17 protein-coding genes are annotated in these 12101 nt (G+C 64.3%); 15 read left to right on the forward strand and 2 right to left on the reverse strand.

What is annotated here, in order from left to right; translation table 11 throughout:
• Positions 1–40 precede the first annotated feature (40 nt).
• Positions 41–1087, reverse strand: coding sequence for a phage portal protein (locus tag J4O76_RS02075; RefSeq protein WP_426279955.1), 1047 nt, complete (start codon positions 1085–1087; stop codon positions 41–43).
• Positions 1087–2889, reverse strand: a complete 1803-nt coding sequence (locus J4O76_RS02080; RefSeq protein ID WP_426279956.1) for a terminase large subunit domain-containing protein — start codon at positions 2887–2889, stop codon at positions 1087–1089. Before J4O76_RS02080 ends, J4O76_RS02075 begins: the two co-directional genes overlap by 1 nt.
• A 168-nt stretch (positions 2890–3057) precedes the next feature.
• Between J4O76_RS02080 and J4O76_RS02085 the strand changes: the two genes are divergently transcribed.
• From J4O76_RS02085 to J4O76_RS02155, 15 genes are all read left to right on the forward strand, one after another.
• Complete coding sequence (locus J4O76_RS02085; RefSeq protein ID WP_426279957.1) at positions 3058–3885, forward strand: GPO family capsid scaffolding protein; 828 nt, start codon at positions 3058–3060, stop codon at positions 3883–3885.
• A gap of 48 nt (positions 3886–3933) precedes the next feature.
• A complete protein-coding gene (locus tag J4O76_RS02090; protein WP_056063722.1) occupies positions 3934–5025 on the forward strand; it encodes a phage major capsid protein, P2 family in 1092 nt (363 codons plus the stop codon).
• Between the two features lie 36 nt (positions 5026–5061).
• A complete protein-coding gene (gene gpM / locus J4O76_RS02095) occupies positions 5062–5922 on the forward strand; it encodes a phage terminase small subunit (RefSeq protein ID WP_426279958.1) in 861 nt (286 codons plus the stop codon).
• A 111-nt stretch (positions 5923–6033) separates the two neighbouring features.
• On the forward strand, positions 6034–6255 hold the full coding sequence (locus J4O76_RS02100; protein ID WP_426279959.1) for a hypothetical protein: 222 nt from the start codon (positions 6034–6036) through the stop codon (positions 6253–6255).
• Positions 6252–6743, forward strand: coding sequence for a head completion/stabilization protein (locus J4O76_RS02105; RefSeq protein ID WP_426279960.1), 492 nt, complete (start codon positions 6252–6254; stop codon positions 6741–6743). Before J4O76_RS02100 ends, J4O76_RS02105 begins: the two co-directional genes overlap by 4 nt.
• Positions 6740–6967, forward strand: coding sequence for a tail protein X (locus J4O76_RS02110; protein ID WP_056063734.1), 228 nt, complete (start codon positions 6740–6742; stop codon positions 6965–6967). The genes J4O76_RS02105 and J4O76_RS02110 overlap by 4 nt, the downstream gene beginning before the upstream one ends.
• 4 nt (positions 6968–6971) lie before the next feature.
• Positions 6972–7325: a hypothetical protein gene (locus J4O76_RS02115; protein ID WP_056063737.1), complete on the forward strand. Its 354-nt coding sequence runs from the start codon at positions 6972–6974 to the stop codon at positions 7323–7325.
• Positions 7325–7846: a lysozyme gene (locus J4O76_RS02120; protein WP_426279961.1), complete on the forward strand. Its 522-nt coding sequence runs from the start codon at positions 7325–7327 to the stop codon at positions 7844–7846. The genes J4O76_RS02115 and J4O76_RS02120 overlap by 1 nt, the downstream gene beginning before the upstream one ends.
• Positions 7843–8307 (forward strand): hypothetical protein, encoded by a 465-nt coding sequence (locus J4O76_RS02125; protein WP_426279962.1) that lies wholly within the window; start codon positions 7843–7845, stop codon positions 8305–8307. The genes J4O76_RS02120 and J4O76_RS02125 overlap by 4 nt, the downstream gene beginning before the upstream one ends.
• A 40-nt stretch (positions 8308–8347) precedes the next feature.
• Positions 8348–8560: a hypothetical protein gene (locus J4O76_RS02130; RefSeq protein WP_426279963.1), complete on the forward strand. Its 213-nt coding sequence runs from the start codon at positions 8348–8350 to the stop codon at positions 8558–8560.
• Positions 8557–9039 carry a phage tail protein gene (locus J4O76_RS02135; RefSeq protein WP_426279964.1) on the forward strand — a complete coding sequence of 161 codons (483 nt, stop codon included), beginning with the start codon at positions 8557–8559 and terminating at the stop codon, positions 9037–9039. The genes J4O76_RS02130 and J4O76_RS02135 overlap by 4 nt, the downstream gene beginning before the upstream one ends.
• Positions 9036–9494: a phage virion morphogenesis protein gene (locus J4O76_RS02140; RefSeq protein ID WP_426279965.1), complete on the forward strand. Its 459-nt coding sequence runs from the start codon at positions 9036–9038 to the stop codon at positions 9492–9494. Before J4O76_RS02135 ends, J4O76_RS02140 begins: the two co-directional genes overlap by 4 nt.
• Before the next feature lie 72 nt (positions 9495–9566).
• On the forward strand, positions 9567–10460 hold the full coding sequence (locus J4O76_RS02145) for a baseplate assembly protein (protein ID WP_426279966.1): 894 nt from the start codon (positions 9567–9569) through the stop codon (positions 10458–10460).
• Positions 10450–11103 carry a phage tail protein I gene (locus J4O76_RS02150; protein WP_426279967.1) on the forward strand — a complete coding sequence of 218 codons (654 nt, stop codon included), beginning with the start codon at positions 10450–10452 and terminating at the stop codon, positions 11101–11103. Before J4O76_RS02145 ends, J4O76_RS02150 begins: the two co-directional genes overlap by 11 nt.
• Complete coding sequence (locus J4O76_RS02155; protein ID WP_426279968.1) at positions 11100–12101, forward strand: tail fiber protein; 1002 nt, start codon at positions 11100–11102, stop codon at positions 12099–12101. The genes J4O76_RS02150 and J4O76_RS02155 overlap by 4 nt, the downstream gene beginning before the upstream one ends.

The raw sequence follows: 12101 nt of genomic DNA on the forward strand, positions 1-12101 counted from the left end.
ATATGTAGCGCCCCCCGCTTGGGTATGCGAACTTACAAGCTCAACTGCTTGGTACGACAGGCTTCCGCGGCGCGAACGCGACCGCTTTGACGCCCACCGCCTCGTTGATGTCCAACAGGCGCGCCTGGATCGGTTCGATCTCCAGCTCGAAAAACATATCGACCGCCTCGCTTGGCTTGCCGAGCGTCGAGCCCTGCGCCGGCACAATCCCCAGCAGCACAGGGGGCGTGCGGTGCGCCGCCAGTACGTCGTCGCGCGTCGCGTTCTTGATGCCCATGAACTCGTCGTTCGCGCCGACCTGCGCGATCGGCAGGATCTTGATCCCGCCATCCTTTCCGCCAGGCTGGTGGACGAAGAGGTTGCGGAAGTTGCCCGGCCCCTTTGAGCGCTTCAGCGCGTCGCGGATCGCGTTGACGTCGCCATCGGAGAATTCGCCAGTCGCATGCAAGATGAAACCCGCGTGACTACCGTTCAGATAGTATTTGCGGCGAAACAGGGTGGCGGCTTCATTAAGCAAGGCGGACTGCAGCGCAGAGATATACTCTGGCACGCCGTAAATCTCCTGGTTGATGTCGGGCTGCATGATCTGGATGACGCTGCCTGGTCGAAACTCGAACTCGGTCGCTAGGTTTTCCACGAAGAAATACCTGCCCTCTTCGATCCCGCGACGTGTGAATTTAGCCAGGGAATGATCGAGGCGCATCAGTCCGCCTAGGACACTGCGGCGCTGCTCTACGAAACCAAAGCCGAACACCAGATAATCGAACACCAGCTTTTCGAACGCGCCGCGCGACAGCCACGGTGTTGGAGTGAACGACCGCACCAGCAAATTGCGCTTCAGCAGGATGGCCGAGCTATGATGCGGGCTCGCGCGGAACGATCGGGCCAGGCCATCGACGCTGATCGGCGGTTCGAACCACCGGCCGTTATGCGGGCATTCCAGCATATCGAGGATCTCGCGCCGACTGTTGACCGGCTCGGGATCCCCAAACGAAAACGCCGCTACCGACGTCGACTTCTCCGGCGTCGTGGCGATCGCGCCGGCTCGGCCGGCCTCGTGACGGCCCATGCGGCGTGACTTGCCCATTATAGGATCTCCATAGTTGACTTGGGCGCTTCGCGGCCGTCGAGGGGTTCGTTGTTGAGGACGTGCATGATCGACCAGGCGAGATCCGCGTGGCCGTCGTCGCCGCCACGGCCGGCTTTGAACGTGACATTCCGGCCGCTGGTGGTCAGCGTTTTCTTGATCGAGACGAACGACGAGACAACATCGAGCCAGCTCGCATCGAAGGTCATGCGCCCGCGCGAGATCACGTTCTGCGCCTTCATGATCATCATCGCCTTCACCTCGAGCGAATATTCGATCTTGGTGACGCCCTTGATCCCGGCATCGGGTTTGGCGAGCAGCTGGTAAACGCCGGCGCCGACACCCGACGCGTCGATGCCGAGGAACGTGCAATTGTACCGCGACAGCATACCCTTCACGAAGGTGGCCTGCTGTTCGAAGTCGAGCCCGCGCAGCGGGTGGCGTTCGAGCAGCCGGAAAGCGCCGCCCTGGACGAGCGGCGGTGCCATGATCGACAGCGATGCATTGTCGCCGTTCTCGCTGTTTTGCGGATCATAGCCGGCCCAAACCGGGCGCTCGCCATACGGGCGTGCAGCCTCCGGATTGAAGTCGGTCCAGTCCTCCATGGAGTCGCAGCCGCACTTGATGAGGTCGTTGAACCGGAACGCGGACAGGCTGTCGTCGACGAAGTCGCAGTCGAACAGGTTGGCAAATTCGTCTGGCGCATATTCGTCGCGCAGCTCGTCGATGTCGAAAAGGTCGCAACCCGCCGCCTCTGCATCGGTGATCGTGACGATATGCCGCCAGATGCGATCCGGCCCCTGCGCGCCGTCCTTCAGCGCGGCGTGGCTGACATCGATCTCGACGCGCTCGGCTTTGGCACGTCGCCGGTTGCGCCGCTCACCCGTCCAGTACGGATAGGCCGCATGCGCGATCGTCGACGGCGTCGAGAAGTAGGTTTTACGCCACTTCTTGTGCGTCGCCATACCCGACGCGACCTTGTTCAACTCCTCGAAACTATGAACCCAAAAGAATTCGTCGAAGTAGAAGTTGCCGTGACGGCCCTGCGCAGTGCGAAAGTTCGTACCGAGGAAGTGTAGCTCGGCCGCAGCCTCTTCCGGCGGGCGTAGATCCGACGTGATATTCATCGGATCGCCGGCAAGGCTGACGCCGACCAGCTTGGCAAAGCTGACGATGTAACTACGGAACTGGTGCGCCTGCGCCTTCGACGCCGACAGGAATATCTGATTGCGGCCCGTCTCGATCGCGTCGATCAGCGCCTCGAACGCGAAATAGTAGGTCGCGCCGATCTGCCGCGACTTCAGGATCATGCGCGTTCGGAACGACAGCGCCTCGAACCACGCCTCTTGATACCCGTACAACTGGTCGAGGAAGATCGCCTTCAACTCGGCCGCCTGATCGGCGGTGAAGTGGTTCTTCTTCGCCTTCTTCTTTTCGCCCGCGTTGCGGTTAGCGACCCGGTCGTTCAGATCGCCAGAATGACCGCCGGGTGCTTCATAGCGGCGGACCTTGGCCAGACTCTCGACCTGGCGGCGTAGCGCGTCCAACTCGGTATAATTGTCGCCGGTCTTCTTATCCTTGCAGATGAGCACCATCAGGCGCGTCTCAAGGCAGTCCTCCAGCTTGCGGATCGACGGCGCATCGTCCCAGTTGTGCCGGCGTGCCCAGCTCTTCACCGTGTCGTATTTTACGTCCAGTTCGGAGCTGATCTGCGCCAGGCTCCATCCGCGCCAGTACAGGCTGCGCGCCGCGCGGATCCGTTCTTCGACGGGCAGAGTGAGTGGGTCGGCAAGGATCGACATGGCACCGCCAGCCTAGCCACGCCGATACGCGTCCCGCCCCCCACGGCTCTTGTAGAAAGTCATTCTACAAGAGCGTGCGCTTGAGGAAGGCACCGTATTCGGTCCCTGTTCGACCTCGCTAACGGGCGCTTGGCGCGCCGCAACCGACCGAACCGAGGACCAGCCGCCATGGGCACCAAGAGCAAGCCGTTCCGCTCCTTCGTAGAGGGTGAAACCATCAGCGATGGCCGCAAGGTCACCGCCGAAATGATCGACGAGTGCGTCGCGACGTTCGCGCCGGCCACGTACAGCCCGCGGATCAACATCGAGCATGTCTCGGGCTACAGCCCCGAACCCCCGTTCAACGGCTATGGCGACGTAGTCGCGCTCGAAGCGAAGACCGACGACATCGTCATCGCCGGCAAGACGGAAAAGCGCCGCGCGCTCTACACGACCGTCGAAGGCAACGACCAGCTCGTCGCCCTGGCGAAGGCCGACCAGAAGCCATACCCTTCGGTCGAACTCACCCCCAATTATGCCGGCAGCGGCAAGTTCGGCATCATCGGCCTGGCGTTCACCGACACCCCCGCGTCGATCGGTACGCAGCGTCTGCAGTTCTCGCACCGCGCGCCTGGCACCGTATTCGCGTCGGCCGCGGACGCGGTCACCATCGAATTCGAAGCCAAGAAGGCCGATGACGAGAAGGTCGATAGCATCGTCGATCGTTTGTTCGCCTCGGTCATGGCCAAGTTCAAGCCGGCGGAGCCCGACAAGCAAATCGAAGAGCCGAAGCCTAAGCCGGCCAACGACAACTTCGATCCGGCATCGTTCGCCTCCGACATCAAATCGATCGTCACCGGCGTCGTGACGGCCGCGCTCAAGCCGATCACGGAGGCGCAGACTGCACACCAGCGCGATTTCGCGACGCTCAAAACGCAGCTCACGAACACCGAACAGCCGGGCTTCTCGCGCTCGCCAGCGTCGGGCGGCGGTGACGACGCCGTTACCGACTGCTGATCGTCAGCCACCCGCCCCGACCGCCCAGCCTTCACAGGAACCGCCCCGATGCTCAACGCAACCCGTAACAAGTACAACGCCTACACCCAGCAGATCGGCAAGCTGAACAACGTCGCTGATCCCAGCCGCCAGTTCGAGGTGCTGCCGTCGGTGGCGCAGACGCTGCGCGCCAAGCTGAAAACGTCCAGCGACTTCCTGTCGAAGATCAACATCATCCCGGTGGTCGCACAGGAAGGCGACAAGGTCGGCGTCGGCGTGAAGGGCACGATCGCCAGCCGCACGGATACCCGGACCAAGGATCGCGAGCCGCGCTACCCCGGCGATCTCGACGAGACGCGCTACCGCTGCGAGAAGACCGACTTCGACACGCTGGTGCGGTACGAGACCCTCGACGCCTGGGCACATCAGCCGAATTTCCAGACCCTGCTGCGCGACGCGATCATCAGCGCCAAGGCCGTCGACATCATCACGATCGGTTTCAACGGCGTATTCGTCGCCAAAACCACCGATGCCACGAAGTATCCGCTGCTTCAGGACGTCAACAAGGGCTGGCTCCAGCACATCCGCGAAGACGCCCCGGAGCGCCACGCCGCGGGCGGCGAGCTGAAGGCAGAGACGCGCAACGATGACGGCGTGGTGACCGCGGCAGGCGCGATCTATGTCGGCGCTGGCGAGGTTGGCTCCGAGGTCGATTACGTCAACATCGACGCACTGGTGTTCGCAGGCATCGAATTGCTCGACGAGAATTACCGCGAGGATACCGACCTGGTCGTCATCGTCGGCCGCACGCTCGTCAACGACAAGTATTTCTCGATCGTCAACGCATCCGGCGACAAGGCGACCGAGCAGCTCGCGCGTGACGTCCTGCTTTCCGACAAGAAGATCGGCGGTTTGACCGCGGTCCGCGTGCCGAAGTTCCCCAAGAACGCCATCCTCATCACCACGCTCGCCAACCTGTCGGTCTATGAACAGATCGGCACCGAGCGTCGCAAGATCGAGGACAACGCCAAGCGCGACCAGATCGAGAACTACGAGAGCGTCAACCATGCCTATGTCGTCGAAGACATGGGCAAGGCGGTGCTGATCGAGAACATCGTCATGGGCAAAGCCCCGGCCGCGCCTGCGCCGGCTGGCGGCTAACCCTTTCCCCCCGTTCCCGCCCCCACAGGACACGCCATGAGCTTCGCTCGACGCCAGGAACAAATCCTAGCCATGAAAGCGGCGTCTGCTCCTGCATCCGGGGGCGGGCACACCCGTACCGCCGCGGTCGTACCATCGGCCGCGGCGGACCAACTCCCCATTCCCACCGGCAACACGCCGGCCGCCCGCAATGCCGCGACCGTTGCCCTGCGCTTTCGCCATGATCGCCAGCGCCTCAAGCAGATCAAATCCAAAGAGCTGAAGGTCGCCGCCAAGCGTCAGATGCTTCCGGAATATCAGGCATGGTGTGATGGGCTGCTGGACGCCGGCCGTCGTGTCGAAGGCCGGCAACTGGACCCCACCGGCGCTGACGATGTCCTGCCGAGCATCATGGTTTGGTGCCTGGACGTTGGCGACTGGACGCGCGGCCTGATGCTGGCGAGTTTCGTCCTCCGCTTTTCCATCCCCATGCCTAAGCACTTCGTACGCGATGCCGCGACGCTGGTCCTGGAAGAGATCGCGGACGCGGCGTTGCGAGCGCAGGCCCGGAGCGAAGCCTTCCCGTTGTACGTGCTGGAGGCCGTCGAACTGCTGACGGACGGCATCGACATGCACGACGAACCAAAGGCCAAGCTGTTCAAGGCGATCGGTGCCGAGCTGGTGCGTGCAGCTGGCGAGGCGACTGGCGACGCGATCGTACCGACGATCGAGCGCGCCATGGCGGTGCTGACACGCGCACAGGAAAAAAACGAACGCGTTGGCGTGAAGACGATGCTGCGCGGTCTCGAAAAAGCGAAGGCCGCAGCCATCAAGAACGCCGACGCGCGCCCCTCTCACGGCGTCCCCGCAGATGCGAGCGCCACCACCGAAACACAGGCCGGCGACACCACCGGCTGACCAAGCTCGCCCCCGGCGCTCGGGGACGGATCACGCGAGACGGGAGGCCTCCGGGCCGCAGGGCCGTCGATCGACCTGATCCCCACCCCCGTGAATTTCTAGGACCGTTCGATGGCCGACTTCCTCGCCAGCACCCTGATCGCCTTCGTGGGCGTCGTCGCGTTGGTCGCGGCCGTCGCGATCACGCTGCTTGGCGGCTTTGTCATGATCATCGCACGTAAGGGCGACCGACCGATCGAAATTACGCCTCGCCGGTACGCCTGGTGCGCGATGACGCTTGGTGCGTTGCTGGGCTGCAAGGCGCTCGACGTCGTCGCGAGCGTGTCGTTGTGACCGGCCTGATCGCAACTGTCTTGCCGGATGAGGAAACGCCCGCACCGGCGCTGATCGTCAACGACGGGTTCTTTCCCGACATCGATCCCGCGGTATTTCGCAAGCAGCATCGGATCCGCGACGCGGTGACGCCAGATCGCTCCCGCGAGGCGCTGATAGCGGCAATGCTGGCGGTCTATCGCGATCTCGCCGCCTGGGCATTAAGCCACCGCGCAGCCGGCACCCGGAAGCTCGACGACGTTCGGTTGTCGGACGGCTCCACGTCGACGATCGACGGCACCAACACGCTTGTCCTGCTTTACCTGCGCGCGGTCTTCACGGCCGCCAAGGCGGAAGTCGTCGAGCGCTATCGCGACGTGGATCTGACCAGCGCCGGGCAGCGCAAGGCCGAGGATCTCGAACCAAGCGTTACCGAGCTGCGCCGCGATTCAATCCACGCGATCCGCGACATGCTGGGCGTCACCCGCACCACGGTCGAGTTGATATGACCTCGTCGCTCGACATCGTTCGTGCGCGCGACGGCGATACGCTCGACGCGCTGATCTGGCGCGAACGCAACCTCGGGCCGGCCGATCTACCGGCCGTGCTTGCAGCCAACCCCGGCGTCGCCGGTCTCGGCTCGATCCTGCCGAAGGGGCAGCCAATCAACCTCCCCGCCATCGCCGCGCCGGCAACCGCCGTTCGCACCGATGTCCTCAACCTGTGGGACTGACCGTATGAAGGATCTACTCCACGACTTCGGGACCTGGCTGCTGGCGTTCGTCATCAGCCTGGTCCCCGCCGGCCTCGGGTCTGTCGTCAGCTTACTTGTCGAAACCGGCCTCACCTGGGGCCAGCGGATCGCGCAAGTCTGGGTCGGCATCGTCGTCAGCTATTTCGTCACGAACGCCGCCAACGCGATGTTCGGCATGCACCCGTTCGTGTCGCAGGCGATCGGCTTTCTCGTCGCCATGGTCGCCTTCAAGGGCGCCCCCGGTTTCATTGCCGGCTGCAGCGCCGTCCTCGCCGAACTGCCCGGCAAGCTTAGCGAGCGGCTGCTCGCGCTCATCCCGCGAAAGGACCCCAAGTAATGCCCGGTTACGGACCGCCCCCTACTCCCGCGAAGAAGCTCCCCCCCAAGACGCTGATCGGCGTAATCGGCGCGGCCGCAGCGCTGATCGTGACCCCGTTCGTGTCCGGATGGGAGTCGGGCGGCACGCCGCGCCTCGTTGCATACCAGGACATCGTCAAGGTGTGGACGATCTGTGGCGGCGAAACGCTGGGCGTGAAGCCCGGCATGGTTGAGACGGCTGCAGGGTGCGAGCTGCGCGAAGAAGCGGCCCTCATTCGCCATGCCGAACCTGTCTTGGCTTGCACGCCAATCCTGCGCTCGCATCCCAACCAGCTCTCGGCCGCAATCAGCCTTGCCTATAACATCGGCACCGGCGGGTATTGTGGATCCACCGTCGCGCGGCGCTTCAACGCCAGCAACTGGCGCGGGGCCTGCGATGCCTTCCTGATGTGGAACAAGGCGGGTGGCCAGGTCGTGCGCGGCCTCGACCGCCGTCGCCGCGCCGAGCGCGACCTCTGCATGAAGGAACTGCCCCGATGATCCGCACTCTGTTCGCCAAGGTGAAGGCCGAGGCCTTCTTCCTCGTCCTGCTTGCCGTCGCTGCGGTCGGTGCCTGGCTGTACGTCCAGTACCGCCAGGTCAGCGCCGACCGCGACGATCTGCGGCACCGCGCCGAACTGATCTGCGCCGGATCGGGCGTGGATTTCGCCGCAATGGGCAGCACCGCGCGCGGTGTCCGATGCGCGCAGACGGTGGCCGGCCTGGTGAAATTCAAGAGTGACAGCGACCAGCTCACCGCCGCCACGCTCGCGCAGGCGATGGCCGATCACGACGCCCGACAAAACGACGACACCCGCGCCGCGCGCGCTGCTGCCGAGGCAGCAAGCTCGGCCGCACAACGAATGGAGATGGCAGATGCACAAGCTGAACGGACGAATCTTGTCGATAGCGATTGGTTTCGCGCTGTTAACGGCGTTGCCGGCCTGCGCCCGGCCCGCTGACGCCCCGCCAGCGGTCATACCAGCGCCGATCGTGGTGAAAGTGAAGGACACGCCCCCGGCAGAGCTTCTTACGTGCGCTACGCGCCCCGAGGGCCTGCCGGAGGATCCGTCGCTGATCGCGCAGATCCCGACCAAGATCCGCGCGGGTATCATCCGCCTCGCCCGTGCCTTCGCCGGCAACGCCGATCGCGCCGACCGCTTGGTCAACTGGAACGTGCCGGGCAGCTGCCCGGCCGCGAAGATGGCACCGTGAAAAAGCTCGATACCCTGCGCGCACATCTACTCGCATCTGTTCCCGAAATTGGGAACAGCCCCGAGAAGATGGAGATTTTCGTCGACAAGGGCGATGTGGCGGTGCGCGCAGGCTCGCTCTCGTTCGAGTATTCTTACACCGCTTCGGTGTGGGTGCAAGACTACTCGGGCAGTGTGGACAACCTCTTGGTGCCGATCCTCGCATGGATAGCTGCGAACCAACCCGATCTATTCGAGAAGGGCGACCGCAAGCCCTTCACGTTTGAATCGGAGCTGCTCGACGCAGAGACGTGCGACATTACGATCTCGATTGACCTGACCGAGCTGGTCCGCGTCGAGCAACAGCCGAACGGCCTCAAGGTCACCCATCTACCCGAACCGGTTATGAACGACGCCTTTGCCGGCGTCCCAACCGGCACCAACCTATGGGCCGGCCTGATCGACGAAGGCACCGGCATGGTCGAGATCGTCACGCGATGAACGACTTCGCGCCGATCGAGCAGCTCGTCCGCGATCTACTGGTCCGTACCGCCGCGCCGGAACGCGCGCGGCTGATGCGCTCGATCGGCCGCGATATCCGCAAGAGCCAGTCGGACCGTATCGCTGCCCAGCGCGATCCCGAGGGCGCGGCATTCGCCCCGCGCCGTCCCAAGCCCGATCGCGGCCGGAAGAAAGGCAAGCTTCGCCAGCAGAAGATGTTCCGCAAATTGCGCATGGCCAAGAGCCTGAAGGCGGGCGGCAACGGCAACGAAGTTTGGGTCGGCTTCGGCGGTCGCGCATCGCGCATCGCCAGCATTCACCAGGCCGGGCTGTCGGACGCCCCGGCACCTGGTCAACCGAAGGTACGCTATGCCCGACGCGTACTACTCGGCCTGACGGAAGCCGAGCAACAGCGGATACTCGATCTCATTCTTGCGCAGGTAACACCGGACTAATCTTGTAGAATGTGTTTCTACAAGAGCGCGCCATAGCCATGCCCTCGCCGCGCCGACGACATGGCCGGCGTCATGACCGCGACCACCGCCATAGTCGACCTGTCGAAGCTCGATCCGCCGACGATCGTCGAGCTGCTCGACTATGAGACGATCCTAGCCCGCAAGGTTGCGCGGATGGTGGCGCTGTTCCCCGACTTCGACGCGACCGTCGACAGTGATCCGGCAATGAAGGTCCTGCAGGTTGCCGCCTACGACGAACTGTTGCTTCGCCAGGACTTCAACGAACGCCTGGTCGGCCGCCTGGTCGCCTACGCGACCGGCGCAACCCTCGACCATATCGGCGCGGCGATCGGCGTCGCCCGTCTCGCCGTCACCCCCGCCAACGCCGCCACCGGTGCGGCAATCGGCTACGAAGACGACGATAGCTTTCGTGCGCGCATCGTCCTCGGCCCGGAAGGCTTCGCCGCAGCAGGTCCCGAGCTTGCCTATGTGAAGCGCGCGAAGGACGCCGGCACCGACGTCCTGGACGCAAGCGCAATTTCGCCCGCGCCGGGTGAAGTGTTGGTCACGGTCCTTTCGCGTTCGGGCGACGGCACAGCGCCGGACGCACTGGTCCAAGCGGTTCGCGACATCGTTACCGATCCTGCCGTTCGCCCGGTTGGCGACCTGGTCACGGTCGCCGCTGCAACCCAGCGCCGTTTCGTCATCGACGCGCGGATCTGGACGTTCGCCGGCCCGGATCCCGCGCTGCTGATCGCAACGGCACGCGTACGGCTCGACAAGTATCTGACCGACTCACGCCGGCTCGGCCGCAACGTCACGCTTTCCGGCATGAACGCCGCCATGACGGTCTCCGGCGTGCAGCGCGTGCAGATCCTCTCCCCCGCGGCCGACATCGTTTGCGATCGAACCGAAGCGGCTCTCTGCACGTCCTCCACGGTCATTCATGGCGGCTATGACGACTAGCCTGCTCCCACCCAATGCGACGGGCCTTGAGCGCGCGTTAGAGGCCGGCGTCCGCGCCGGCCGTGTTACGACCCCCGTCGATCAAATCGACGTCGCGGAGACGTGCCCGGCAGAGCTGTTGCCTTGGCTGGCGTGGGGCCTCTCCGTTGATAGCTGGGACGGGAACTGGTCGGATGCGGACAAACGCGAGGTTGTCGGCAATTCGCTCGCGTTCCACCGGCTTAAGGGCACGCGCCTCTCGGTTGAGACGGTGTTGGCACGCTTCGATAAGCTCGCCAAATTGGTCGAGTGGCACGAGGCAGAGCCGCGGCGCGCGCCTCATACCTTCGAGATTGTTCTGCCCCTCGTGCTGGACAACGGCACCGCGCCTGGCGGCAACCGCTCAACCGCGGCGTTTGCCGAGGCGATCATTCGCGAGGTCTCACGCGTAAAGCCGCTCCGCGAACACTTCACGCTCGTCCACGCCCTGACCTTGGACGGCATTATCGGCGTCCAGGGAGTCGCACGCGGCTTCATCGAAGTGCGGCAGGACATGGACCTGGTCGCTGACACCTCGCCCGAATGGGATTTCTATCTGCAGGCCGAGACCGGCGAGCCGCTGCTCGACGCCACGGACGGCAGCTATCTGGACACCAGCCTATGACCGCGCTCCGTCTCGTCCTTACGAAAGCGGGGATCCAGCGCTTCGCTGCAGCCCAGCTTGGCGATCCGATCGACCTGACAGTCGCCGCGATCGGGCTGACCGCTGCGGACTTCATCGCTGCCCCAACACTGACCGCGCTACCCGGCGAGTTTCGCCGCGTCACCGCCGTTTCAGGCATCGTGGCTGGCGACAACACCGTGCATATCGTCATGCAGGACGCGGAAGAGGTCACCTACACGGTGCGCGGCTTCGGCCTGATCCTAGCCGATGGCACGCTGCTCGCCGCCTACGGCCAGTCGACGCCGATCGTCGAGAAGCCGTTGGCCGGCACGTTCTTCATGCCGCTCGATCTCGCCTTCCCGACCACCGCGATCAACAGCCTGACGTTCGGCAGCACGAACTTCCTCAACCAAGCCGCGACCACGACGAAGAAGGGCGTGGTCGAGCTGGCAACCAAGACCGAGGGTCTCGCTGGCGAGGATCCGCTGCGCGTCGCGCCCGTCGCGGTCGTTCGCGCTATGCTGGAACAGCACGTGCCAACCGGCTCGATCCTGCAGTGGTTCGGCGCAGTCGACTCCGTCCCCAAGGGTTGGGCAATCTGCGATGGCAGCGTCGTCGATCGCGGCGATGGGAAAGGCCAGATCACGACGCCCGACATGCGCGGCCGCGTCGCGGTGGGCGCGACGATCGATGCGCCGGCCGGCACTAAGTTCGGTGCGACGTCGAAGGATCTGAACACCGGCAGCGCTGGCGCTCACACGCCGATCGCGACCGTCGCTGTCGAGAACGCTTCGACCAGTAGCACCGTCAGCACCACGACGCGCAACGTCGACGCAGGCGGATCCGCGAACAACGTCGTCACCAGCGTCACCCTCAACGATCCGATGCACACGCACGTCGCGCGCGCGACCGTCGATGCGGTGCCGGCGCATGACCACACCGTCACGGTCGACGTCACCCAGCCGTCGCTGTCCCTTCATTACATCATGAAGATTTGA

It is taken from the genome of Sphingomonas sp. NFX23 (assembly GCF_049887795.1).
GTDB lineage: Bacteria > Pseudomonadota > Alphaproteobacteria > Sphingomonadales > Sphingomonadaceae > Sphingomonas.